Raw genomic sequence first — 23,980 nt, forward strand, 5'->3', positions numbered from 1 at the left:
ACTAAATTGAGATTGATGGACGAGACGAACGGAGACCACACTAGACCAGCCCCCACGAGACGACGACTGCTCGCCGGTCTCGCCGGCGGAAGCGTCGTCGGAATCGCCGGGTGCGCGGACGGTGCGTCCGACCACACTGGCGAGAAAACCATTACGATCGTTCCGCCGTTGAACCCGGCCGACAGCACCGATCGATGGGACCGGTGGGGCGGCATGACCCCCTACTGGACCCGCGTCGTCGAACCCCTCGTCTGGGGAACCGAGGAGATGCAACCGAAGCCGTGGCTCGCCACCGACTGGGAACCGACCGGCGATACGACGTGGGTGTTCGAACTCCGCGAAGGCGTACGGTTCCACAACGGCGAAGAGCTGACCTCCGACGACGTCGTCCACTCCTACGAAAACGACATCCTCGAGCGCTACGGCGACTTCGTCTACGGCTGGCTCCACCTCGAGCCGGGAAGCGTCGAGAAGATCGACGAGTACACCGTCGAGTTTACGACCACCGACCCGTTTCCGGACTTCCCCGGAACGATCGGCCACAACATGCTCGATATTCACCCACCGTCGGCCGATCCGTGGAACGGCGACGTCGTCGGAACCGGCCCGTTCACGCTCGAGCAAGTCGAGAACGGGCAGTACGTCGAACTCGGGACGCACGACGAGTACTGGGGAGGCGACGTCGAACCAGACGGGCTCACGTTCCGTGCAGCCGAGGACGAAACCACGCGGACGAACCTGCTCGAGTCCGGCGACGCCGACGTGGTGTTCGAGCCGGCGAAACCGCGTCTGGGATCCCTGCGAGAACGCGACGAGTATACCGTCGCGACCCAGCAGTCGTCGGGATCGACGTTCGTCTCGTGCAACCTGTACAGGGAGCCGACCGACGACGCGGACCTCCGGCGAGCGCTCAACTACGCGGTGTCCCAGTCCGAGATCGTCGACGAGGTCCTGAACGGACTCGGAAAACCGGCGAGAGGTCCCATCTCCACGGTCATCGACTGGGCGGCGTACGACGACCTGCCGGCGTACGAGCGCGATCACGGGACGGCACGTGACCTCGTTGCCGACTCGTCGTACGACGGCGAGGAGCTGACGTGTCTCGTGCGAAACGACCGAGACGACGACGACCTCATCGCGCAGGTCCTCCAGTCGGAGTTCGCGGCGGTCGGCGTCGATCTCGACATCGACGTACTCGAGCGTGCCGCCTACCAGGACCGGACCGGCCGCGGCGAGTTCCACCTCGCGGTCGACGGGACCCAATCGAACAGCCCCGGGGCCGACTATCTCATGTGGGAGAACTTCCACTCCCGCGGAATCGACAACGTCGATCGGTACGAATCCGATGGGACGGGGCTGTTCAATCTCGGCGGCGAGGTCGACGACCGCATCGAGACCGGGTTCCAGTCGTACGATCCCGAGCAGCGACGCGAGGCCTACCTCGAGGCCCAGCGGCGGATCGTCGAGGAAGCCGTGGTCATTCCGATCGCCTATCGCGAGTACGCCGTCGCGATGGACGCGGACCTCGAGGGGATCGATCTGCACCCCATCGACAGGCTGCTCGAGTGGCGAACGCTCAGCCGATAACCCCAGGTCATGCGAGCGTACCTCACCTACCGGTTCGGAACGTCGGCCATCGTCATGGTCGGCGTTTCGCTCGTGACGTACGGAATGATCTTTCTGACCCCGGGGAACCCGGCCAGGGTCATCCTTTCCGAACGGCTGGGTCGCCCCCCATCACAGGCCGAAATCGAGGCCTTCGAAGCCGAGCACGGCCTCAACGATCCCTTCCTCGTCCAGTACGGCCGCTGGCTCGCGGACGTGCTTCGTGGTGATCTGGGCACCTCCTACTACGCGGATACCCAGGTATCGGCGATGATCGTCGACGCGTTGCCCGTGACGATCGAACTCGCAGTGGCGTCGACGATCGTCGCACTCGCGATCGCCGTCCCCACGGGGGTGATCAGTGCGGTCCACCGGGGAACCAAAGTAGACGTGGTCTGTCAGGTGGGCTCGCTGATCGGCGTCGCGATGCCGAACTTCTGGCTCGCGTATCTGCTCATCCTCGCGTTCCCGCTGACGCTTGGGATCCTCCCCGTCGCGGGTGCCGGACGGCCGAGCCAACTCGTCTTGCCCGCGGTAACGCTGGGAACCGGGATGGCGGCGGTGTTGACCCGGCTGATTCGCGCCTCGATGCTCGAGGTACTCGACGAGGCCTACGTCGACACCGCCCGATCGAAGGGGCTTCGCGGACGAATCGTCCGCTACAAACACGCCCTGCGAAACGCGCTCGTACCCGTGCTTACGATCATCGGACTCCAGTTCGGCTCGCTGCTCAACGGGGCAGTCGTCGTCGAGGTCGTCTTTCAACGCCCCGGTCTCGGTACGCTACTCGTCGACGCGGTTTTCAACCGTGATTATCCCGTCATCCAGGGAATCGCGCTGATTACGGCAGGGGTGTTCGTCGTGACGAACCTGCTCGTCGATCTCGGCTACCGCTATCTCGACCCGCGGGTCTCGCTGGGAGGTGAGACGGCGTGACCGGACCCGACGAATCGATCGGAACCGACCGTACACCTGGTCGGGTCCCGTCTCTCGTTCGGTCGCTCCGTACGTCACGCCGCGTTCGCACGTTGCTCTCGAGTCCGCTCACCCTGGCCGGGATGGCGATCGTCACCGCTCTCCTGGCCGTCGCAGCGATCGGCCCGACCGTCGTCCCGCACGATCCGACGACACAGGACCTGGCCAACAGCTTACAGCCACCGTCGACCGCCCACCCGTTAGGAACCGACGAACTTGGCCGTGACGTCCTCGCGCGACTCGTGTACGGCGCACGTATTTCGCTCGGGATCGCCGTCGCAGTGACCGCGGTCCGTCTGGTGCTGGGGACGACGATCGGACTGCTTGCCGGCTACGTCGGCGGCCGAGTCGACGAGGCGTTGATGCGATTGGTCGACGTCCAACTGGCGTTTCCCGGGCTCGTCCTCGCGCTCGTCATCGCAGGCATCCTCGGACCGAGCCTGCGAAACGTCCTGATCGCACTCGCGGTCGTCGGCTGGGGCTCGTACGCCCGTCTCGTCCGCGGGAGCGTCCTCTCGACGAAAGAACGGGAGTTCGTCCGCGCGGCGCGGTTGCTGGGAGCCTCGCGAACGCAGATCGTGACCAGACACCTGCTGCCAAACGTCGTCAGCCCCGTCGTCGTGCTGGCGACGCTGAATCTGGGAACCGTCGTCCTCGCGACGGCCGGACTCTCGTTCATCGGCCTGGGCGCACAGCCGCCCACGCCGGAGTGGGGAACGATGCTCTCCGACGGGCGACACTACCTCAGAGACGCCTGGTGGATCGCGAACGCCCCCGGGGTCGCGATCATGCTGACCGTCCTCGGGTTCAACCTGCTGGGCGACGGCCTCCGGGACGTGCTCGATCCGAACCACGAAACGACCCTCGAGAAACCGACCTGACCATGAGCGAGATACTAACCGTCGAGAACCTACACACGCAGTTCGACACGGCCGACGGTACCGTTCGTGCAGTCGACGGCGCGTCGTTTTCCGTCGAGAGGGGTGAGGTCGTCGGTATCGTCGGCGAGAGCGGCTCCGGCAAGTCCGTAACCGCCAGATCGATCGTCGGCCTCCACGACCCCGGCGAGATCGTCGCCGGATCGATCGTCGTCGACGGCGTCGACGTGACCGACGCGACCGACGCGCAACTCCGTCGACTCCGGGGGAACACCGTTTCGATGGCGTTTCAGGACCCCACCGAGACGCTCAATCCCGTCTTCGACGTCGGCGAGCAGATCGCCGAAGCGATCCGGGTCCACTGCGATACCAACTCGCAAGCGCTGCTCGATTACCTCCACGTGCCGCTTTTCAGCCGCCGATCGGCCTGGCGGGACGCACGCGAGCAGGCGATCGACCTCATGAAACGGGTGGGAATCGCTTCGCCCGAAGACCGCGTCGACGCCTACCCGCACGAACTCTCCGGCGGGATGCGTCAGCGTGCGATGCTCGCCATCGCGCTCGCCTCGCAACCGGACCTCCTGCTCGCCGACGAACCGACGACTGCCCTCGACGCGACGACCCAGGCCCAACTGCTCGAGTTGCTCCGGGAGTTGACCGACGAGCGCGACCTCGCCACCGTGTTGATCACCCACGATCTGGGCGTCGTCGCCGACGTCTGCGACCGCGTCGTCGTGATGTACGCCGGCGAGGTACTGGAGACTGGACCGACCGATCGCATCCTCGAGGACCCGCGTCATCCCTACACCCGAGCGCTGCTCGCGTGTCTCACCCAGCGTGCCGACCCGAAATCGCGGGTGCCTGCCATCGAGGGGCGACCGCCGGAACTACACGCCAAACCGGACGGCTGCCCGTTCGCTCCGCGGTGTTCACACGCTACCGATCGCTGTCGGACCGGCGACGTCCCCACCGTCGACCTCGAGAGCGGCACCGTCACGTGCGGCGAACCGATCGCCCTGGAGTCGGCCGACGCGCCGCCCCACTCGAGAGTAGCCGACGGCTCGAGAACGGCAACCTCGGGGACGGGATCGACCCCGTCGGAGACGACAGCCCCCGGTTCGCCGCTGGTCGACCTCTCGGGCGTCACCAAGCGATATACGCTCGACGACGGCCTGCTTGACGGGATTTTCGGCGAACGCCGGGAGCTGCCGGCGGTCGTCGACGTCGATCTCACGGTCCACGAGGGCGAAACCGTCGGTCTCGTCGGCGAGAGCGGCTCCGGCAAGTCCACCGTCGCCGACCTCGTCACCGGGCTCGAGGCTCCGACGGACGGTGAGGTCCGCTTCGACGGGACCCCGGTGGGGACGGCACGCGACCGCTCCGCGGACCAACTGGCCGACGTCGGCGTGGTCTTCCAGAATCCCCGGTCGAGTTTCAACCCGCGTCGGACGGTCGAGCGGGCGATCGCGGAGCCGTTGCGCCAGCAGGGGTGGTCGCGCGAGCGTCGCCGGGAGCGGGTCGCGGACCTGCTCGACCGCGTCGGCCTCTCGGAGACCCACGCGTCGCGGTATCCCCACGAACTCTCCGGCGGCCAGATACAGCGAGCCGCGATCGCTCGAGCGATCGCACCGAATCCGCGGCTGCTGGTCCTCGACGAACCGGTGTCGGCGCTCGACGCCTCCGTCACGGCCCGGATTCTCAACCTGCTGCTCGACCTGCAGGCGGACCTCGAGTTGACCTACCTGCTCATCTCTCACGACCTCGACGTCGTCGCCCACGTCGCCGACCGGATCGCCGTGATGTACCTCGGGACGGTGATGGAGGTCGGTCCAGCGGACCGGGTGCTCGACGACCCGACCCATCCCTACACGCAGGCGTTGCTCGAGGCGATTCCGTCCGTCGATCCGGACGACGACCCCGCCGTCCCGCTCGAGGGGGACCTCCCCCAGTCGGTCGAGCCGCCGGCCGGGTGTCCGTTCCACACCCGGTGTCCGATCGCCGAACCACGATGTCGGACCGAGACGCCGACGTTCACGTCGATCGACGCGACGCGATCGCGCTGTCATTTCGCCGACGAGTTCAGCCGCGACAGCGGTAACGAGCACGAGGAACGGGGGACCGACCGCCAAAACGAGCACGAGGACCGGAGGACCGACCGCCGAACCGACGAGGCGGTTCGCCCCGATCGCTCACGATCATCCTGACTCACACCGACCACGAACATGACGAACTCGGACACGACTGACGCCGATACCACGACGCGAGCAACGACTGACAGGACGACGGATTCCGCGCGGACCGACGCGTTCGACGTCGCCGTCGTCGGTGCCGGGCCGGCCGGCTGTGCCGCCGGCGTCTTCTGTGCTCGGGCCGGCCTCGAGACGGTCGTCCTTTCGAACGGTCGCTCGACGCTCACCAAGTGTGCGTACGTCGAAAACTACCTCGGCTTTCCGGCGGGTATCGAGCCGCGAACGCTGCTCGATCTCGCCAGGGAACACGCCCGCGAGGCCGGCTGTGAGCTTCGAGCCGGGACCGTCGACACCGGGCGACGAACGGACGACGGGTTCGACCTGGTCGTCGACGGCGAATCGATCCCCGCCGACTTCGTCCTCGCCACCTCGTGGGCCGACAGCGACTACCTGCAGGATCTGGGCGTCTCGACCGAACCCGAAGAACCGGGGCCGGTCGACGTCGTCCCGACCGACGCGGACGGCCGAACCGACGTCGGCGGCGTCTACGCCGCGGGCCGCATCACGAGCACCCACCACCAGGCTCTCGTCGCCGCGGGCGACGGTGCGCGCGTCGCACTGACGCTGATCAACGACGTCGTTCCGGACTTCTACAACGACTGGGTTGTACCCGAGGGGTACTACGAACAGTACGACCGCGAGGTCCCGGTCGGCGTCGAAGCGATCGGCCACGAGGAGCGACGTCGGCGGGCCGAACGCGGTCGTGAGCGACTGCGAGAGGTCCTCGATCGGGATCGGTCGTAAGAGCCTCGCACGAGGCGATCGAAGCCCGTGGTCGCAGAATCCGTCTGCGCCGGCCTCGAGAGCGCGCCACCGTCAGGACCGCACCGACCTCGAGCGAAACGGGTAACTAGAACGACTGGCCGAGTTTCTCCCGACTGACGCGGACGCCGGTCGGCGTGATGATCATCTGGTCGTCGCCTTTCCGGACGATGTCGCCGTCGACCTCCTGGGCGACCTGTCGGAGTTCGTCGACGATGTGTTCGACGGTGCTGTCCTCGGTTCGGAGACGCGTGATGTCGGCGATGACGATGTCACCGTCGTAGACTGCCTCCTTGATGTCGATCGCGTCGGCCTGACTGTCGACCTCGGCGATGTGTACCTGCATGGCCGCGTCGGCCGTCCCCGTCGATACGTCGTCGAGATCCAGTTCGACGTAATCATCGGCGGACCGGGACTGGTCCCCGCCGATGATTCTGCTCATGAGTCCCATCGCCCGTATCCACTTGCGGAGTCAGTATAGTTCTTACGTCAGACACGACGCAGGTCGCTCGAGACCGTCGGATCCCTCGATCCGTTCTGTCGGCCGGGTGTTATCGCCCGCATGCGACCGAGTACCGACGGAAAACGTGTTCGGGTAAAAAAAGGGGGCCGGGTTCGGAGCCAACCACGGCTCGAAAACCGGATAACGGGGCTTCAAGACGCCCTTGTAACGGTTCAAGGGGCCGAATCGGCCAGCAGATTTAGGAGGGATGGGGAACCATCGATGACCTGGCGGGGATGTGGGGGTTCTCGTCACTAGCCACACGCTGGCCCTGTATCCCACCGCCACACGGCCACACCACCTGACTGTACACCCATACGGTCACACCGGCTTCGCGCCGGTGTTCCGCTGGCGATCGTTCTCGAGCGTCGTCGCTCCACCAACGTTAAGGGACGAACACACCGAGAGGTACGTATACCGACGGTATTCGCGTCCCTGACGCTTCGGAGGATTCGATGACAGGCCCCGAAATCGGCGTCGACGTCGGCGGCACGTTCACGGACGTCTCGCTGTACGTCGACGACACGCTCGTCACGGCGAAAGTACCGACGACCGAACAGGACCAGAGCGTCGGCGTCCTCGAGGGCATCCGGAAGGCCTGCGAGCGCGCCGGCGTCGCGCCCGAACGCGTCGAGACGTTCGTCCACGCGATGACCGTCTCGGTCAACGCCCTCCTCGAGCGCGAGGGCGCGAAGACGGCGCTCGTGACGACTGCAGGCTTCCGGGACGTCCTCGAGATCGCCAGACAGGATCGGCCCGCGCTCTACGATCTCGAGGCCGAGAAACCGGCTCCGCTCGTGCCGCGACGGCGGCGGTTCGAACTCGCGGAACGGGCGACGAGCGAAGGAGTCGAGGACCCGGTCGACCCCGACGACGTGCGCGACCTCGCCGCCGAGATCCGCGACTGCGACGCCGAGAGCGTGGCCGTCTGTCTCCTTCACGCCTACGCACACCCGGAGAACGAACGCCGCGTCGCCGAAATTCTCCGCGAGGAACTCGACGTTCCCGTCTCGGCCTCCCACGAGGTGCTCCCCGAGTTCAGGGAGTACGAGCGGACGGCGACGACGGTCGTCGACGCCTACGTGACGCCGGTGATCGAGGGCTATCTCGGTCGGCTGACCGACCGAGCGACGAAGGAGGGCCTCCCCGAACCGCGAGTGATGCAGGCCAACGGCGGCCTCGCGACGGCCGACACCGTCCGCGATCGGGCGGTCGAGACCACCATGTCCGGCCCCGCGGCGGGCGTCGTCGGGGCCGCGGCGACCGTCGACGGCGACGTCGTCACCTTCGACATGGGCGGCACCTCGAGCGACGTCAGCGTGGTCCGCGACGGGGCCGTCGAACGAACCGCCGAGGCCGAGGTCGGCGACGTGCCGATCGGGACGCCGATGGTGGACGTGAACACGGTCGGCGCGGGCGGCGGGTCGATCGCCTGGACCGACGCCGGCGGGGCGCTTCGGGTCGGCCCCGAGTCGGCAGGTGCCGATCCCGGTCCCGCCTGTTACGGCAACGGCGGCCGGCGGCCGACGGTCACCGACGCGAACGTCGTCCTCGGCTACATCGGCCCCGAGACGGCGCTCGGCGGCGAGTTGACCATCGACGTCGACGCCGCTCGAGCGGCCCTGGATCGCCTCGCCGAGGAGGCGGGTCTCGAGGGACCCGAAGCCGCCGCGCGCGGCGTGTTCCGGGTCGCGAACGCGACGATGACCCGCGCCATCCGCTCGGTCACCGTCGAACGGGGGTACGACCCCCGCGAGTTCGGCCTGGTCGCCTTTGGCGGCGCAGGACCGATGCACGCCGCTGCACTGGCAGACGGACTGGATATCTCGCGGGTCGTCGTCCCCGCGCCGGCCGGCGTGCTCTCGGCCTACGGACTGCTCGCGGCCGACGAGACCCACGACGCCCTGCGGACGGTCAAGACGCCCCTCGCCGAGGCCGATCCCGACGCGCTGCGGTCGGTCTACGCCGACCTTGCCGACGAGGTCCGCGAGGACGCCTCCGATCCCGGCGCGCTCCGCCTCGAGCGGGCGGCCGACTGCCGCTATGCCGGGCAGAGCTTCGAGTTGACGGTCCCCGTCGACGACGTCGACCGCGAGGTGATCGAACGCCGGTTCCACGAGCGCCACGAGGAACGGTACGGCTACCGCCTCGAGGAGCCGGTCGAACTGGTCACGCTCCGCCTGACGGGGACCATCGACCGCTCGGCACCGACGCTGCACCACGAAGGTGGCGGGGCGGCGACGGTCGGGACGAGAGCGGCCCACTTCCCCGAACACGGCACGGTCACGGCGACAGTCTACGACCGGGCGGCGCTCGCACCCGGGGCGACCGTCGACGGGCCGGCCGTTCTCGAGCAGGCCGAGAGCACGACGGTCGTCCCGCCAGACTGGACGGGAACCGTTCGACGCGACGGTGCGCTCGTGCTCGAGCGCGACGCCGACGCGGAGGTGGACGAGGATGAGTGAGGAGGACGAGATCGACCCCGTGACCCTCGAGGTACTTCGGAACCAGCTCGAGAGCGCGGCCGAGGAGATGGGACAGGTGCTCATCCGGGGCGCGTACTCTCCCAATATCAAGGAGCGCCAGGACTGCTCGACCGCGCTGTTCGACCGCGAGGGACGGCTGGTCGCCCAGGCCGAACATATCCCCGTCCACCTCGGGGCGATGCCGGAGGCGGTCGCGGCCGTCCTCGAGCGCGATCCGCGGCCGGGCGACGTGTTCGTGCTGAACGATCCGTTCACCGGCGGCACCCACCTGCCGGACGTGACGCTCGTCTCGCCGCTCGCACCCGACGGGGAGATCGTCGGCTACGCCGTCTCGCGGGCCCACCACGCCGACGTCGGCGGGATGACACCCGGCAGCCTCCCCGCCGGTGCCCGCGAGATCTACCAGGAGGGGCTCCGGCTCCCGCCGACGCGGCTCGTCGAGGGCGGCGACCGCAACGAGGATCTCGAGTCAGTCCTGCTAGCCAACGTCCGCAACCCGGAGGAACGGCGGGCGGACCTCCGCGCCCAGCTGGCCGCCAACGAGCGGGCCGAAACCCGTCTCGCGTCGCTGTTCGACGAGCACGGTCGCGAGCAGGTCCTCGCGGGGTTCGACGCGGTGATCGACTACTCGCAAGAGCGGATGGAAGCCGCCATCGCGGAGTTGCCCGATGGCAGTTACGAGGCCGAAGACGTCCTCGAGGGCGACGGCGTGACCGACGACGACGTCGAGATCCGCGCGACGGTGACGATCGACGGGAGCGAGATCACCGTCGACTTCGCGGGGACGAGCCCCCAAGTCGCGGGCAACGTCAACGCGCCGCGGGCGGTCGCGACGAGCGCGGTCTACTTCGTCGTCCGGTGTCTGACCGACCCCGAGATCCCGCCGAACGAGGGCTGTTACGAGCCGGTGAACGTCGAGATCCCCGACGGTAGCCTCCTGAACCCCGACCCCCCCGCGGCCGTCGTCGGCGGCAACGTCGAGACCAGCCAGCGGGTGACCGATGTCGTCTTCCTCGCGCTGGGCCAGGCCGCGCCCGAGCGCGTCGCCGCCCAGGGTCAGGGAACGATGAACAACCTCACCGTCGGCGCGCGCGACGACTCGTTCACCTACTACGAGACGATCGGCGGCGGCTTCGGCGGCCGGCCCACCGCCGACGGCATGGACGGCGTCCAGGTCGGCATGACGAACACGCTCAACACGCCCGTCGAGTCCATCGAGACCGAGTACCCGCTGCGCGTCGAACGGTACGCCCTCCGTCCCGACACCGGCGGCGACGGCGAACACCGCGGCGGTCTCGGCCTCGAGCGACGGCTCCGCCTCGAGGTACCGGCGACTGTCTCGGTGCTGACCGACCGTCGCCGTCATCGACCGCAGGGGATCGACGGCGGCGAACCGGGTGCGACCGGCGAGAACCTGATCGACGGCGAGCCGATCGGCTCGAAGACGACCGTCGACGTCCCCGCCGGCACGACCGTCACCGTCCGCACGCCGGGCGGCGGCGGCCACGGCGATCCGGCCGAGCGCGACCCCGCCGCGCGGGAGCGGGATCGACGAGACGGCAAGGTCAACGAGGACTGACCGCGGATCACCCCGCCACGTCGCCGGTAACAGGACCCTTATTCCGCTGTACGGTCATCCCTCGAGCGATGACGTTCAGCATCTGCGTCCACGAGAGCTACGAGAACAACGCGGGCGAAGAGCACGATCGGTTCGGCGTCGCGGTGACGACACGACTGCCCGGCGTCGGGACGCTCTGTCCGTTCGTCAGCGAGAACGGCGCGGTCGCGACCCAGAGCCTGGTGAACGTTGACCTCGGGCGGAAGGGCATCGCGTACATCGACGACGGCCTCGCGGTCGACGACGCGCTCGAAGCGCTGCTCAACGCCGACGACGGCGCACCCCAGCGCCAGCTCCACGGCGTCGACGGCGAGTCGACGTTCGCCTTCTCCGGCGCGGAGTGTGGCGACTGGTTCGGCCACGAGGAACGCGACCACGTCACCGTCGCCGGCAACCTGCTCACCGGCGAGGACGTCCTCGAGGCCACGCTCGCGAACTACGAGGCCAACGCCGTCCACGAGACGACCGATTCCTGGACCGGCTCGGACAGCGTCGTGGACGACGCCGAGACCGATCCGCTCGCCAAACGGCTGATCGACGCCCTCGCGGCCGGTCACCTCGAGGGCGGGGACAAACGCGAGGAGCTGACCGTCCAGAGCGCGGCGGTTCGGGTCGAGACGACCGAGTCGTTCGCCTTCGAGCCCTCCTACAACGACCTCCGGGTCGACGCGACCGAGACGCCGATCGCCGACCTGCGGGAGACCTACGACCTCGCGATGGCCGGCTACGAGGATACGCTGGCCCTGTACGAGGAAGCCTACGAGGAGGATTCGATGGAGGAAATCGACGAATGAGATCCCCTGCTGTGACGAGTTACCAACACGAGCGCCGTCTCTAGTCGCAGTTCTACCAGCACTGACACACACCAAACCGGACAGTGACGTCAGATATCTCGTAGTCCGAGACTGTACTCGAGGGCCCGGTCGACGTCGTCCATCCGGTCGTCCGGAACCGATCCGACGACGTCGGGGATTCGGTGATCGATCGAGGCGGTTCGGATCTGGCTACAGAGCGCAACGGGGTCCTCACGTAGGGAACACTCGGCCGCAGGAAGCCGTACCTCGAACGGATACAGATCCTCGCCGAACGAGGGCGTCAGCGGAACGACGATAGTCGTCGGTGCGTTCTCGTTACCGACGTCGTTTTGGACGACGAGACACGGCCGCGTCCCGCGTCGTTCCGATCCACGCGTCGGATCCAGCTCCACGATCACGATGTCGCCACGGCGAACGTGCATCGGTACTCACTCCGCCCAGTCGGGAACGTCACCGAGTTGCGTATCGGCTTCGCGAGAGACGGCCCCCATCTCGTCGTCGAGTTCTCGGTGAAGATCAGCCCGTTTTCGGTATCCCTCGGCGAGTTCGTCGCGGGACGTCGGTTTCTCGATAACGATCTTGTCCCCTTCCTCACGGATCGTCACGCTGTCTCCGCCGCGAATGTCGAACGCCTCGCGGAGTCGTTTCGGTAACGTCAAACGAGTTTCGGGCGGCCGTCGGACCCTATCCGGAAAACTGGTAGAGGTCGTCGCCGACGTGGTGCAGCGAGTCGACGACCTTCCCCTCGTCGCCGACCATCTCGTCGGCGTCGACGCGGGCGCGACCGATCGCCAGCACTTTGCCGTGGGACTCCTCGGCGATCACGACCAGGTCGCCCGCCGAGATGTCGTCGGTGGCCTCCGTGATCCCGGGACGCATCACATCCGCACCGTCGCTGACGAACGAGATGGCACCCGCGTCGACGGTCACGACGCGCTTGTCCGGGTCGTAGGCGTTGGCACCCCGCACCGTCAGGAACGGTTCCTCGTCGAAGTAGGCGACCTGTGGCTCGCCGTCGATGAGGACGACCTCCCAGTCCATCTCCTCGAACTCGACGCGCTCGTAAGCGTCGCCCTCGGGCGTGACCCCGAGTCCGTCCGCGAGCGCGTCCTCGAGTTCCGAGACGGCGTCGCTTCGCAGATGATGGCGAGACTTGACCTGCATATCCGGAGTCACGGCGGGTCCGGGGATAAATGGCCCGTTCCACGGTTCGCGTCAGCCCGGGGATCCGTCGTCGCCCAGGCTACGACTTGCCGACGCATGCGCCCACCCCTAAGTAATTGCACGGCCTCGTTTGGTCCATGTGGCCCTCCCGGAACCGAACTGAGACGGTCACGTGTCTCGCCTGTGGTGACCAGGTCACGCGGTCGAAGGCCCGCGAATACGACAAACACGGCGACCGCTGGGACCGCGAGGACAAGGCGTTCGAACACCTCTGCAAGGAGTGTCACCGCGACCTCTGTCACCACCCGCGGAACGAACTCGAGGACCTGCTCGTCGATCTCGAGGCGGGGTCGGTCCCGACCGACCGCTTTCTGGCCGACTACCTCGCCGCCGTCGAGGACCGCTACGGCACGCTCGAGGAGCAGTAACCGAATCGGGCGCGGCGCGTGATGACCTACGACCGGGACGACGTCTCGCAGACACCCCACCCAGCCGACGGTAACGACAGTCGAGAAAACGAGGTCGCCCGGCGGGGCGTCACGGCTCCCGGTCGACCACCGTCACGCAGTCGGGGTCGATTTCGACGCGGTAACCGGCGTAATCGAAGCGAACGGTGACGGCGGGGTTCGACGCGAGAACGGCGGCCAGCGCCTCGGGGTCGACGGCCCTGTATAGCGGTGGTAGGTCCGTCCGGTCGCAGCCCTCACGGGCCGCGATGCGATCGAGTACCGTGACGAGTGCCGGGTGCACGATCACCGTCGGGGTGTTCGATCAGCGAGAGTTCGAACGCCGTCTCGCAATCGGGGCAGCGTGCTGGATCGTCCGGCGTCGTGATACGGACGGCTGTGCCACAGTCGCAGTGGATGGTGATACTCGAGACCATGTCTGAATCGGATCGCTGGCCCCGACGTAGCAGGAGTCGATCCAGCAGGTAAATCGGCGACAGTGGCGACTGGTCGGCGGACGTCGGCAGGTCTTTATTTCGCCAACGACAATGGTGGATTGCTCCCGCTACGCGGGGGCGACCGTTGAGCCGGAGTGTGAGCTTGGTCGTGAGGACTCCGGCTCAGCGCACTTTCGTGCGCGTCTGTGCGGTACGCAATCTATCCTAAAGAACGGTAGGATGCTGACTGGTTGGCCGTCTCGCCTGTGCGGTGACCCATCGCGAGCGTCACCGTCGACCGTGGACCGTCCGACCAGACGAAACTGAGCGGAACGAACCGGCCTGGACGCGTCCAGCCTATCACGGTGCCGGCATCCGTCTAGGTATCGGCGACGCTTCGACCACGGCCACCGATGCGGTCGAAACCGCCCGTCAACACGGCGATCCCGGAAGGTACTCGCCGCTCGAGATCGCCTCGAGTTGCATCCGATCACCGGTCGTCATCGCCGAGTAAATGACGAACCGAAACAGGCTGGTCGGCCGGCCGCCGTCACAGGTGACTTCCTGCGTCGCCTCGTACGTCTCGTCCTCGACCCGGACCGTCGCGAGGACGCGTTCGCCATCCGGTACTCGAGCGATGTCCGCGAGCGAGATCGTCTTCCGGTCGTCGACGGCGTTCGGTGCCGGAATATCGATCTCACCCTCGAACCGAGTGGCGTCGGAGTCGTCCATAACTCGTACCTCCGCACTGAACTGCTCCGGTCGGGCGTTGAGGATCGTCACGTTCACTGGAATTAGGTCAGCCCCACCCGACAGACATCCGGATACCGAAAGTACCCCGGTAGAGACCCCACTGGCGAGGAATCGGCGGCGACTAAAGACGGATTCACGACTCATGAAGACTCGTTTTCATTATATCGTAGTGTTTCTTTCGAAGAGACTATTCTAGGAACAAGGTGAGCCGACTTCGCTGCGCCGTTGGCCCGAGAAATCCGAACACCTCGCCGGATTCGACCCTCCTAAAGAATACTGACTGGTCGGAGCAGTTGGTAAAGCCCCAGATGAGGGAACCGCCGTCTGTAACCAGCGGCCACGACGTCCCCAGAGACACCGGTCAGTCTCGGTCGGAAGCGGTACTCTCCAATCGACGGGCCAGAGCATAGCTCCCGCCAGCTAGTGCCGTCAGTGCCCCGGCGAATCCGAATCCGGGAATCCCATCGTCCTCGTCCGATTGCGTCGAGCCGTCAGGAACCGTGCGAAGTTCCGGGTATCCTGGTGGATCGGTAACGACGCGCCACCGCTCCTCGAAGTCCAGCGTCGACATCGTCTGAGCGGCGGATTCGCCCTGCATCTGGTCGGTCTCTACTCCAGCAACGTCACCGCGGACCTCGATCGTTCCATCGGACTCGGAGGCGAAGCCAACCGGGTCCGTCTGCCCGGTGGCCTGCGTGTCCCAGTAGCTATCCCGCAGGATTGCATCCTCGTCAGCGTCGAGGAAGTAGACGCCGAGTTGCCCGACGAGACCACCGACGTCGTCCTCGCCGGAGACGTCGCCGCTAGCCCACGAGTTACTCACCTCACCTTCTACGTTCAGGCCGACGAGGCCCCCGACTTGTTCCTCACCGGTGACATCGACGCTGGCCGACGATCCCACCACCTCAGGGCCGTGGCCGTTGACTCCGACAAGACCGCCGACCTCCTCATCGCCAGTGACGTCACCACTGGCCGATGCCCCTCTCACCACGTCGTGGTTCGTCCCGATGAGACCCCCGACTTTTTCCTCACCGGTGACATCGACGCTGGCTATCGTCCGTTCTACCGTCCCGTGGTTTTGCCCGACGAGACCGCCGACCCACTCGCCGCCAGTGACAGTACTATCGACGAGCCTGACCGCGGAGATGGTTGCATCGTCGGTCAGAGCGAACAGTCCGACCTCGCGATCAGTCGGTCGATCGATAACGAGATCACGGATCCGGTTACCCCGTCCGTCGAACGTTCCACTGAACTCGCCAATCGGATCGAACCCACGACCGTCGTTGGCGTCTTCCCCGGCGATTTCCTCGTAGCCGTCCGTGTCCACGTCGAGATCGTTCACCAGCACGTAGTCGCCCTGGAGGTCGTCACGAACGGCGTCGAGATCGTGCCAGTCCTCGATCTCGATAGCACTCTCCTCCGAGTCGTCCTCGTCGGCGACTGCGAGGCTGACCGGCTCGCCGGTGAGAGAGACACAGAATGCAGTTCCAACTCCGATCGCTCCGGCCCGGGAAAGAACGCTTCGACGGTCGACGTGTGATGGAGCCGGATCAGTGGCGTCGTCGCTCATTAATTCCATTGTGTCCGATGAGAACAATCAAGGTTGCGATACTGTGAGTTAGAACGGAACGTCGCGAAGACTACCTACTCGAAAACGAACACGAGCGCGAACTGACAGTCTGCCTCTCGTTTCGGCCTTCCGTTCCGGTATTCTGACCCTACACTCGAGCCGATCGAGGCGGTCTCGAGGTTCCTGCGCGACCAGTACGTGACCGCGACAGCCGTAGCCAACTGCTACGTGTTCACGATGGCAGGTCACTTCGGAGTACCAGCCTATCGCGACGGCGGGCACGCCACTCTCGAGGGTCCATTCGCGACCCTCTCGCACCCACCGCCATCCCGACACGTCTTTCACCCGCTCGTCCGTAGGCGGAGGTATGAGCGACGACGCTGACGCACAGGCCGACGCCGGCACGGCCGAGGGGCAAGGCCCCGTCCAGATCTCCGAGGACCTCGCGCGCCACCTCGAGAACAAGCGCGAGGAACTCTTCGAGAAGTTCGAGATTCGCGACGAGTTTCCCGCCGAGGTGCTCGAGGAGGCCGAGGAGTTGACGGGCGACGTGCAGGCGGCGATCGACGCGGAGATCGACGAGCGCGAGGATCTCCGCGATCTGACCACGTGGACGACCGACCCGATCGACGCCCAGGACTTCGACGACGCCCTCTCGATCGAGGAACGCGAGGACGAGTACGTCCTCTGGGTACACATCGCCGACGTCACCCACTACGTCAACCCCGACACCGCGATGTGGGACGAGGCCGTCGAGCGCTGTAACACCGTCTACCTGCCGGGCTACACGATTCACATGCTGCCGCCGATCCTGGCGGAGTCGGTCTGCTCGCTCGTGCCCAACGAGGAGCGGTTCGCCCACACCGTCGAGATGCACCTCGACAAGGAGACGCTCTCCTACGAGACCATCGACATCTACAAGTCGGTCATCGAGTCCGACGAACGACTCACCTACACCCAGGCCGAGAACCGACTCGACGATCCCGAGGCACCGCTGCACGAGGAGAACGTCCTGGTCCACGACCTCGCCAACCGGATGCACGAACAGCGAAAGGAGGACGGCTCCCTCGTCCTCAACCCGGCCCGGGATCGCGCCCACACCATCATCGAGGAGTGCATGCTGAAGGCCAACAAGGCCGTCACGCACACGCTGATGTGGGACCGCGGCGTCGAGGCGATGTACCGCGTCCACCCCCAGCCCAGCCCCGACGAGTGGTCCGAGGCCCTCCGCGAGATTCAGGATCTGGACGGCGTCTCGATCCCCGGCGACACCTGGGACGATCCGCGAAAGGCCGTCAACGCGACGCTCGAGGAGGCCCCCGGCCGCCAGCTGGACAAGATCCAGTGGGCCGTGATGAAGGTGATGCCCCGCGCGAAGTACATGAACGATCCCTTCGGCGGCCACCACGCTCTCAATTTCGAGATCTACGGCCACTTCACCAGCCCCATCCGACGGCTCTCGGACCTGATCAACCACTGGATCGTCTACCAGAACGACGTCCCGGAGAACCTCGTCGAACTCTGTGACCGCGCCAGCGACAAGCAGAAAGACGCCGAACAGTGCGAGCGCGAGTACAAGCAGTTCCTCCAGGAGGTCGGCCTCGACCCGATGGCGGTCAACAACCGGGGGATCGAAATCGTGGACGACGACGTGGCCGAGAAGACGTTGTAAGCGCGGCTTCGACAACAGCGACGCCCCGCTAACACCTCGTCACTCCTTCCGAACCCCGACTTCGAGCGGAACCGATCGAACCGAGCAGCTCGCTGAAAGCGCGTCCGCGGGGAGGAAACCGACACACCGGCCGGCTGTGCCCCCGCTCGAGCCGGTGTGTCGGGTGGATCACGATCACAGGGCCCCGTGCCCGGAGTGTCGTCTCGTGACGGGGCCAGTGCCATCCTCCGCGAAAGAGGCCTATAACTGCGTACCGTGACATCGCCGGCCTAGCACCGTCGTGGTCCGGCCGGTGCTCGTCGCTGCCGGTGCCGTCGTCGAACCGATCACTGGCACTCGGCGAGGGATCGTCGAACCTGTTCGTTGTAGTGGGCGAACTGCAACCGAGACGAGAGCCCCTGTGGGCCCGTGTCACCGGTCCGAACCGGTGGCTCGAGGTGGAGTCGACGCGACCTGACTCGTCGTGAGTATGTCGATAAATGAGACGTTTTTCCGGGGGATCGTCGGTCGTATCGGCGGGGCGAGCAGTCGCCGCCGATGGAGCGCCGGCCCGGCATTTCGATGAGCCTACTGGGCGTCCGAACGGGGAGATACGACCGGCCGTCGGACGCGGACGAAGCGAGAGGATCGGGGCGACGACGTAGCGTCCCGCGCAGACCCGGTTCCCGCCGTCGGCCCGGCAGTTCCGTCACAATCACCTGTTTCCGATCCGATCGGATCGGCAGTCGTTTTCGGAGGGAACCACGTCTCAGACGGCCGTCGTGGCGTTAGCTCCGAATTGCCGGCCGGAAAGCACCGTAACGATCGAACTCACTTATGGAAAAACTCGGCCAAGAACTGTCACCCCCGAAAGGGGTGCGTGAGAGACATGACAGATGAACCCGACTCAAGCGGCGACAGCAGACGCTCGTTCATGAAGAAAGGTGCCCTCGCGACGACCGCAGTCGCACTCGGTGCCGGCGCGACGGCGGGGACTGCCGCGGCACAGGACGACGGTGATGGAAACGAAGTCGTGGTGTTCGGCGACGACTACATGCCGGGCGTCGACTTCACCGTTGCCTCGGGACTAGACGACGGCACGCGAGACGAACTGTTCCAGGAAGCCGAGTTGGAAGACGAGTTCGACTCGCCGGAGGACTGGGACGCGTACATCATCAGCTACGACCTCGGCGGCTCCGCCCCGAAGCTGGGTCACGTGCTGACCGAGCAAGCCGACCTCAGCGCCGGCGATAGCGAGACGATGGGCGAGGACGGCTCGTTCCGCGCCGCCGACCTGAACCTGATCGAGACCAGCCTCGGTGGTGGCGGTGGCGGCGACGACGACGAACCCGAGGACGAAGACGAGCCCGAAGACGACGGTCCAGATGCCGAAGACGAACCCGAAGATGACGGTCCGGGTGCCGAAGACGAACCGGACACCGACGACGGTCCAGGTGCCGAGGACGATGGCCCGGGTGCCGAAGACGAGGGTCCGGATAGCTAACCGGAGCGACTGACCGATCTTTTTCTCCCTTCTGTCCCTGCTGCGGCCCGTTCCTGCCGAGACGATCCCGGCCGAAGAACCGTCGGTGATCGATCCTCCGCGATGTGACTCCGAGCCACTCGAGCCGGTCGGTAGAAAGTCGACGTTTCGGCCGCGGTCGCCGATTTAACGTCCGATTCGGCACCGAAACCGACGGTGAAAACGAGGTTTCCGTGCCGGTAGCTGTCCGTTGGTGGTCCCCCAGCGTCACGTGGCAGCCGGTCGTCTGCAGGCGGACGCCGTCGTTTACACAGCCGCCTCATACGGGTTCCTGTCCGTCAGTTCCGGTGGATCCACGACCCGGGCCGGCGAGTGTGCCGGTACGTCGGTACAGCAAGCCCTCTCAGTCCGAGAGGCGTTTCTCGTAGACGAACTCCTCGAGTCCGTCCGCCAGATCCGTCTCGCGGGTGGTGACCCGATCGAACCCGCTGGATTCGTAGAACGACACGCCGATCTCGTTGTCGGCGAGGACGTCCAGCCGGAGGCGGTCGAATCGCTCGGGCAGATCGCTCTCGAGACGCTCGAGTAACGCGGTGCCGATTCCCTCGCCCCACCGGTCGGGGCGAACGTAGATCCGAACCAGATAGGCGACGGTCTCGTCCTCGGGCCAGGGAACGACGTGGGCGAAGCCGGCCGTTCCGGTGTCGTCGTCTCCTGGCACGACGAGAAACGCCGCATCCGTACGCTGGCTCGCGTCCTCGATCGACGACTCGAGGTCGCCCAGCGCGTACCAGTCGTCGACGACGTCGTCGACCCGCTCCGGGCCGAGGACGTCGTCGTAAGCGGCGTGCCAGCTTTGCCGGGCCGTTTCGTGGATCGCCCAGACGTCGTCGGTCGTCGCCTGCCGTACGTCCCCAGTCACGAACGGCCGTAGGCGAGCCACCGGCAAAAAGCGGTCGGAGGCCGAACGAAGTGCAGGAGCGGCGAAACGCGTCAGCGTCGGAGGCCCAAAGCCGTCGCGAGAGACAGCGCGACGAGCGGGACGAGCGGACCGAACCCGGGGATGCTGTCGTCGCCGGCGTCGGACCCGTCGTCGGTCTCGTCGCCGTCCCCGTCGGCGTCGGCTCCATCGCTGGATCCGTCCGTATCGGTCTCGTCGCCGGATTCGTCCGCGTCGGTTCCTTCTTCGGACTCGTCGGTTTCCTCGTCGGACTCTTCGGATGTCGAATCGTCGGTTTCGTCCGCCGTCGTGTCACTGTCGTCGCTCTCGATCGTCGCCGTTCGCTCCGAGAAGTGATTGAACGCGACGTACACCGTGGCTTCGCCCTGTGCCTCGGCGTGCTGGGCGACCTTGTAGGCCGAGCGGTCGCCGCCGAGCGCGCCCTCGAGTTCGCTCTCGGAGGACGCCTCGACGGCCGCCTCGCCGTCGACGGTCACCTCGAGGTCCTCGAGGCTCCCGACGGCTTCCTCGGAGACGGTCGTGATGACGACCGTCCCCTCGCCGTGAGTGCGTTCGACGGTCATCTCGACGCGGTTTTCGGCATCCGCGGAGACCTCGGCGGTCGTCTCCTCGCCGTAGGTGACCGCGCTCGAGGCGATGCCCTCGGTTCGGTCCTCGACGTGAACCTCCGCGGCCGCCTGGCCACCGGCGATCAGCGACTCCTCGTACTCGGCCGCGTCGTCGCGTTCGCCGTCCTCGTAGGAACGGAACGCGAGCGTCGCGTCGCCCTCGAGGTCGGCCACGACGTTACCCTCCTCGTTGACGGTCACCTCGCCCTCGCCGACGACGAGGAAGGTGCCGGTCTGGCCGTCCGTCTCGACGCGGACCGCGCCGTCGCCCTCGCGTTCGGCATCGGTGCCCGCGGCGAGTTCCGCTTCGACGTACTGGCCCTCGCCGCCGGCCTCGACGACGAGCGTCCCACGCTGGGTGTCGTGGGCCTCGAGCGTCGCGCCACTGTCGGCCCGGACCTGGGCGCTGGCTTCGGATTCGGCCGCCATCGACAGTCCAGCACCCTCGAGGCCGGCCACGGCGTCGAGTTCGAGGTCGACGCCGAGTCCCGCGCCGAGGTCGGCGTCGCTCCGGGACTGGACCGCCACCGACGAGAACGTTCGGTCGCCGTCGACGCGATAGTCGGTGATGGCGTCACCGTCGACCTCGAAGTCGACGTGTGCACCGGCGTACGCGTCGGCGCTCGATTGGGACCCCGATGCCGTCGTTGCCCCAGCGATAGCTGTCGCTCCGACGACACTTACGATCAACAGCAATGCCACGGACAGTGCAGTTCCACGTCTCATCGTATCCGGGAAACTGAAATGGCGTTCAAAATAGTTTGTGGAACGTCCCGTCAAATGACGGATAGCTGATCGGAACGGTCACCAGTCGCTAGGTAGCGGCTCGATCCGGCGAATCGATCTCCAGGATTAGCGGGAGAGCGTTTCGCTGCTGTTCCGGACGACGGCCTCGACTTCCTGTTCGGTGACGAGCGCGACGTCACCCGGGATCGTTCGTTTGAGCGCCGCGGTCGCGGCGGCGTACTCGAGGGCGATCGGAACGTCCTCGCCGTCGAGTCGGCTGGCGATGAACGCGCCGGTGAAGGCGTCGCCGGTGCCGATCTCGGAGACGGTGTCGGTCTCGTAGGCGTCCTGGACGTGGACGACGTTGTCGTGCCAGCCGATCGCGCCCTCCGATCCCCGGGTGACGACGACCGTTTCGAAGGAGTACTGCGACCCCAGACGGTGGGCGAGCTGGCGCGGATCGCCCTCGATACCCAGCACTTCGCGGGCGTCGCGGGCGGCGATCACGAGCACGTCGATACCCGGAAAGAGCGACGTCAGCGTCTCCTCGGCCTCGTCGGGCGACCAGAGCTTCCGGCGGTAGTTGACGTCGAAGGCGGTCGTCGTCCCGCCCTGTTTGGCCGCCTTGAGGAGGTTCATCGTCGTCTCCCGGACCGTCGCGGACAGCGCCGGGGTGATCCCCGAGGTGAAGAAGACGTCGGCGTCCTGTACCAGGTCGAGGTCGATCTGGCGCGTCTCCGTCGTCGTAAACGCGCTGTTCGCGCGGTCGTAGACGACGTTCGTTCCCCGGGGAGCGCCTGCCCGCTCGAGGTAGTAGGTGCCCTGTCGACCGCTGGGGCTCCAGACGACCTCGGTCTCGATGCCGTACTCGCGGAGTTCGTTGACGACGCGCCGGCCGGGTGGCGTCTCGGGGACCTTCGAGAGCCACGTCGCGTCCACGCCCAGTCGGCTGGCGGCGACGGCGACGTTGCTCTCCGCGCCGCCGGCGTGAACCTCGAGTTCCGAGGCGCGCTCGAGTCGTTCGTTGCCGGGCGGCGAGAGGCGCAGCATCGACTCGCCGAAGGTGACGAGTTCGCTCACGGTTCGGCCCCCCAGCGTCCCGTCCGCGTATCTGGCTCCGTCATGGATCTATCCACGTCCGGGAGTCTCAAAATTGTATCGTTACTGTCTCTTTCCTCAATCCCCTCTGACCGTGGATCATCGCTGCCGTCTCAGGGTCGATCGCCGCCTCACGGTCGGCCGGGATCGATCGCATCATCCGGCTCGACTGCGACGACCCGCTCCCTCTCGGTCGGCGGATCGACGGCGACGCCGAACGACTCGAGCAGGTCGCAACTGGCCGCGACGTGATCGGTAACGGCGGGAACGCGAACCTGCCCGCCGGCGAGCGCGAGGAAAACCAGCAGTTGATCGGCCATGTGTCGGTCGACGGGCGCGTCCCCCTCTAGGAAGCGATTCGCCGCGTCGGCCGCGTCCTCGCCGACGCGTTCGGCCGGCGTCCCCCGTTCGCCGAGGGCGTCGACGCCCGCGAGGCCGGTTCCGTGGTCCATCCGAAGGACGATCGCCACCCGGGGGACGGACTCTCGGCGGTCGTCCCCCGACGCTCGAGGACGCCGTCGAACTGGCCCGTCTCGAGGCGCTCGAGCGCACCTGTGGCCTGCCGGAAGGCGACGTCGCGGTCCGCGAGCGCCGCGGCCTCGGTCGAGTAGATGCGGACGCCCTCGAGCGGGCCGCGTTCGGCGAGCTCGATCCGCTCGAGCCGCGAGGGTGCGAGGGAAAGCGTCGCCCGCCCGCCGCCGTCGGGGTAGAAGCCTCGCCGGTCCACCTCGCAGGCCGCGGTGAGCCCGTACCGTCGCAGGAGTGGCAGTTTGACCTCCCGGAAGTAATCGAGCGGCGGCGACCACGCGACGTCCGTCCCGCCGGTGACGGTCAGCCGTAGCGGCTCCTCGAGGCGGCTTGCCAGCGGGAGGACGGCGTCGAACAGCAGGGTGATCGAGCCCGCCGTCCCGATAGTTGCCTCGTAGGTCCCGCCCGGAATCGACGCCGTCCCGGGATCGAACGTTACCGTCTCCGCGCCCAGTTCCGCGCCCGTAACGTCGGCGTCGGCGAGTTCGGCGAGCGTCTCGAGGACGGCCAGGTGCTGGTGTCGGAGGCCGGGCGTCGATCGGTTCCCGCGGACGTGCTCGACTCGGACCGGTTCGTTCCGAACCACAGCCAGGGACAGCGCCGTCCGCAGGAACTGCCCGCCCGCCTCGGAGCCGTCCAACGTCCGCATTGCGGTCATGCGGCGG

At 66.8% G+C, this 23,980-nt stretch carries 21 protein-coding genes and 1 pseudogene; 11 read left to right on the plus strand and 11 right to left on the minus strand.

From position 1 onward, the window contains the following. Positions 1–15 precede the first annotated feature (15 nt). Genes TX79_RS13555 through TX79_RS13575 form a run of 5 tightly spaced genes read left to right on the plus strand, consistent with a single transcriptional unit; the run spans position 16 to position 6,451 of the window. A complete protein-coding gene (locus TX79_RS13555) occupies positions 16–1,587 on the plus strand; it encodes an ABC transporter substrate-binding protein (RefSeq protein ID WP_049927971.1) in 1,572 nt (523 codons plus the stop codon). A gap of 9 nt (positions 1,588–1,596) precedes the next feature. Beyond that, positions 1,597–2,541: a nickel ABC transporter permease gene (nikB, locus tag TX79_RS13560; RefSeq protein WP_049927972.1), complete on the plus strand. Its 945-nt coding sequence runs from the start codon at positions 1,597–1,599 to the stop codon at positions 2,539–2,541. Between the two features lie 17 nt (positions 2,542–2,558). Next, positions 2,559–3,461: a nickel transporter permease gene (gene nikC / locus TX79_RS13565; protein ID WP_049928401.1), complete on the plus strand. Its 903-nt coding sequence runs from the start codon at positions 2,559–2,561 to the stop codon at positions 3,459–3,461. A 2-nt stretch (positions 3,462–3,463) separates the two neighbouring features. Beyond that, the gene (locus tag TX79_RS13570) at positions 3,464–5,662 is read left to right on the plus strand and encodes a dipeptide ABC transporter ATP-binding protein (RefSeq protein WP_081655570.1); all 2,199 of its coding nucleotides are present in this window, start codon (positions 3,464–3,466) and stop codon (positions 5,660–5,662) included. A gap of 18 nt (positions 5,663–5,680) precedes the next feature. Further along, the gene (locus TX79_RS13575) at positions 5,681–6,451 is read left to right on the plus strand and encodes an FAD-binding protein (protein ID WP_049927973.1); all 771 of its coding nucleotides are present in this window, start codon (positions 5,681–5,683) and stop codon (positions 6,449–6,451) included. 106 nt (positions 6,452–6,557) lie between these two features. Here TX79_RS13575 and TX79_RS13580 read toward each other — a convergent pair whose 3' ends face one another. Then, positions 6,558–6,920 carry a cell division protein SepF gene (locus TX79_RS13580; RefSeq protein ID WP_049927974.1) on the minus strand — a complete coding sequence of 121 codons (363 nt, stop codon included), beginning with the start codon at positions 6,918–6,920 and terminating at the stop codon, positions 6,558–6,560. Between the two features lie 506 nt (positions 6,921–7,426). Here TX79_RS13580 and TX79_RS13585 point away from each other — a divergent pair. From TX79_RS13585 to TX79_RS13595, 3 genes are all read left to right on the plus strand, one after another. Continuing rightward, positions 7,427–9,436: a hydantoinase/oxoprolinase family protein gene (locus TX79_RS13585; protein ID WP_081655571.1), complete on the plus strand. Its 2,010-nt coding sequence runs from the start codon at positions 7,427–7,429 to the stop codon at positions 9,434–9,436. Then, positions 9,429–11,036 (plus strand): hydantoinase B/oxoprolinase family protein, encoded by a 1,608-nt coding sequence (locus TX79_RS13590; RefSeq protein WP_049927976.1) that lies wholly within the window; start codon positions 9,429–9,431, stop codon positions 11,034–11,036. Before TX79_RS13585 ends, TX79_RS13590 begins: the two co-directional genes overlap by 8 nt. A gap of 68 nt (positions 11,037–11,104) precedes the next feature. Beyond that, positions 11,105–11,869 carry a DUF1028 domain-containing protein gene (locus tag TX79_RS13595; protein WP_049927977.1) on the plus strand — a complete coding sequence of 255 codons (765 nt, stop codon included), beginning with the start codon at positions 11,105–11,107 and terminating at the stop codon, positions 11,867–11,869. A gap of 89 nt (positions 11,870–11,958) precedes the next feature. Here the strand turns inward: TX79_RS13595 and TX79_RS13600 are convergent, their stop codons facing one another. Genes TX79_RS13600 through TX79_RS13610 form a run of 3 tightly spaced genes read right to left on the minus strand, consistent with a single transcriptional unit; the run spans position 11,959 to position 13,054 of the window. Further along, positions 11,959–12,312: a type II toxin-antitoxin system PemK/MazF family toxin gene (locus TX79_RS13600; RefSeq protein ID WP_049927978.1), complete on the minus strand. Its 354-nt coding sequence runs from the start codon at positions 12,310–12,312 to the stop codon at positions 11,959–11,961. A 6-nt stretch (positions 12,313–12,318) separates the two neighbouring features. Continuing rightward, positions 12,319–12,549 carry an AbrB/MazE/SpoVT family DNA-binding domain-containing protein gene (locus tag TX79_RS13605; protein WP_049927979.1) on the minus strand — a complete coding sequence of 77 codons (231 nt, stop codon included), beginning with the start codon at positions 12,547–12,549 and terminating at the stop codon, positions 12,319–12,321. Positions 12,550–12,574: 25 nt separating this feature from the next. Continuing rightward, a complete protein-coding gene (locus TX79_RS13610; protein ID WP_049927980.1) occupies positions 12,575–13,054 on the minus strand; it encodes an RNA-binding protein in 480 nt (159 codons plus the stop codon). A 137-nt stretch (positions 13,055–13,191) separates the two neighbouring features. Here TX79_RS13610 and TX79_RS13615 point away from each other — a divergent pair, with 137 nt between their 5' ends. Further along, complete coding sequence (locus TX79_RS13615) at positions 13,192–13,482, plus strand: DUF7562 family protein (RefSeq protein ID WP_049927981.1); 291 nt, start codon at positions 13,192–13,194, stop codon at positions 13,480–13,482. Positions 13,483–13,591: 109 nt separating this feature from the next. Here TX79_RS13615 and TX79_RS13620 read toward each other — a convergent pair whose 3' ends face one another. From TX79_RS13620 to TX79_RS13630, 3 genes are all read right to left on the minus strand, one after another. Further along, positions 13,592–13,804 carry a HalOD1 output domain-containing protein gene (locus TX79_RS13620; protein WP_049928402.1) on the minus strand — a complete coding sequence of 71 codons (213 nt, stop codon included), beginning with the start codon at positions 13,802–13,804 and terminating at the stop codon, positions 13,592–13,594. Positions 13,805–14,369: 565 nt separating this feature from the next. Then, a complete protein-coding gene (locus TX79_RS13625) occupies positions 14,370–14,669 on the minus strand; it encodes a hypothetical protein (RefSeq protein WP_154660522.1) in 300 nt (99 codons plus the stop codon). A gap of 382 nt (positions 14,670–15,051) precedes the next feature. After that, positions 15,052–16,032: a GLUG motif-containing protein gene (locus tag TX79_RS13630; RefSeq protein WP_154660523.1), complete on the minus strand. Its 981-nt coding sequence runs from the start codon at positions 16,030–16,032 to the stop codon at positions 15,052–15,054. A gap of 595 nt (positions 16,033–16,627) precedes the next feature. Between TX79_RS13630 and TX79_RS13635 the strand changes: the two genes are divergently transcribed. Further along, positions 16,628–17,932 (plus strand): ribonuclease catalytic domain-containing protein, encoded by a 1,305-nt coding sequence (locus tag TX79_RS13635; RefSeq protein ID WP_049927984.1) that lies wholly within the window; start codon positions 16,628–16,630, stop codon positions 17,930–17,932. 868 nt (positions 17,933–18,800) lie between these two features. Next, complete coding sequence (locus TX79_RS13640) at positions 18,801–19,415, plus strand: hypothetical protein (protein WP_049927985.1); 615 nt, start codon at positions 18,801–18,803, stop codon at positions 19,413–19,415. 382 nt (positions 19,416–19,797) lie between these two features. On the opposite strand, the gene TX79_RS13645 is transcribed toward TX79_RS13640, so the two are convergent. From TX79_RS13645 to rtcA, 4 genes and pseudogenes are all read right to left on the minus strand, one after another. Next, positions 19,798–20,316: a GNAT family N-acetyltransferase gene (locus TX79_RS13645; protein WP_049927986.1), complete on the minus strand. Its 519-nt coding sequence runs from the start codon at positions 20,314–20,316 to the stop codon at positions 19,798–19,800. Positions 20,317–20,387: 71 nt separating this feature from the next. After that, positions 20,388–21,689 carry a hypothetical protein gene (locus tag TX79_RS13650; protein WP_049927987.1) on the minus strand — a complete coding sequence of 434 codons (1,302 nt, stop codon included), beginning with the start codon at positions 21,687–21,689 and terminating at the stop codon, positions 20,388–20,390. Positions 21,690–21,815: 126 nt separating this feature from the next. Further along, positions 21,816–22,769 carry a bifunctional 2-dehydro-3-deoxygluconokinase/2-dehydro-3-deoxygalactonokinase gene (gene kdgK1, locus TX79_RS13655; protein WP_049927988.1) on the minus strand — a complete coding sequence of 318 codons (954 nt, stop codon included), beginning with the start codon at positions 22,767–22,769 and terminating at the stop codon, positions 21,816–21,818. A 149-nt stretch (positions 22,770–22,918) separates the two neighbouring features. Further along, positions 22,919–23,973 (minus strand): annotated as a pseudogene (rtcA, locus tag TX79_RS20110) (RNA 3'-terminal phosphate cyclase). Between the last annotated feature and the right edge of the window lie 7 nt (positions 23,974–23,980).

It is taken from the genome of Halopiger goleimassiliensis (assembly GCF_000455345.1).
Classification (GTDB): Archaea; Halobacteriota; Halobacteria; order Halobacteriales; family Natrialbaceae; genus Halopiger_A; species Halopiger_A goleimassiliensis.

What these genes read in the sequence shown, in the direction of transcription:
- TX79_RS13555 (WP_049927971.1), top strand. Translation starts at nt 16, where the DNA reads ATGGACGAGACGAACGGAGACCACACTAGACCAGCCCCCACGAGACGA.
- nikB (WP_049927972.1), top strand. Translation starts at nt 1,597, where the DNA reads ATGCGAGCGTACCTCACCTACCGGTTCGGAACGTCGGCCATCGTCATG.
- TX79_RS13570 (WP_081655570.1), top strand. Translation starts at nt 3,464, where the DNA reads ATGAGCGAGATACTAACCGTCGAGAACCTACACACGCAGTTCGACACG.
- TX79_RS13575 (WP_049927973.1), top strand. Translation starts at nt 5,681, where the DNA reads ATGACGAACTCGGACACGACTGACGCCGATACCACGACGCGAGCAACG.
- TX79_RS13580 (WP_049927974.1), bottom strand. Translation starts at nt 6,920, where the DNA reads ATGGGACTCATGAGCAGAATCATCGGCGGGGACCAGTCCCGGTCCGCC.
- TX79_RS13585 (WP_081655571.1), top strand. Translation starts at nt 7,427, where the DNA reads ATGACAGGCCCCGAAATCGGCGTCGACGTCGGCGGCACGTTCACGGAC.
- TX79_RS13590 (WP_049927976.1), top strand. Translation starts at nt 9,429, where the DNA reads ATGAGTGAGGAGGACGAGATCGACCCCGTGACCCTCGAGGTACTTCGG.
- TX79_RS13595 (WP_049927977.1), top strand. Translation starts at nt 11,105, where the DNA reads ATGACGTTCAGCATCTGCGTCCACGAGAGCTACGAGAACAACGCGGGC.
- TX79_RS13600 (WP_049927978.1), bottom strand. Translation starts at nt 12,312, where the DNA reads ATGCACGTTCGCCGTGGCGACATCGTGATCGTGGAGCTGGATCCGACG.
- TX79_RS13610 (WP_049927980.1), bottom strand. Translation starts at nt 13,054, where the DNA reads ATGCAGGTCAAGTCTCGCCATCATCTGCGAAGCGACGCCGTCTCGGAA.
- TX79_RS13615 (WP_049927981.1), top strand. Translation starts at nt 13,192, where the DNA reads ATGTGGCCCTCCCGGAACCGAACTGAGACGGTCACGTGTCTCGCCTGT.
- TX79_RS13625 (WP_154660522.1), bottom strand. Translation starts at nt 14,669, where the DNA reads ATGGACGACTCCGACGCCACTCGGTTCGAGGGTGAGATCGATATTCCG.
- TX79_RS13635 (WP_049927984.1), top strand. Translation starts at nt 16,628, where the DNA reads ATGAGCGACGACGCTGACGCACAGGCCGACGCCGGCACGGCCGAGGGG.
- TX79_RS13640 (WP_049927985.1), top strand. Translation starts at nt 18,801, where the DNA reads ATGACAGATGAACCCGACTCAAGCGGCGACAGCAGACGCTCGTTCATG.
- TX79_RS13650 (WP_049927987.1), bottom strand. Translation starts at nt 21,689, where the DNA reads ATGAGACGTGGAACTGCACTGTCCGTGGCATTGCTGTTGATCGTAAGT.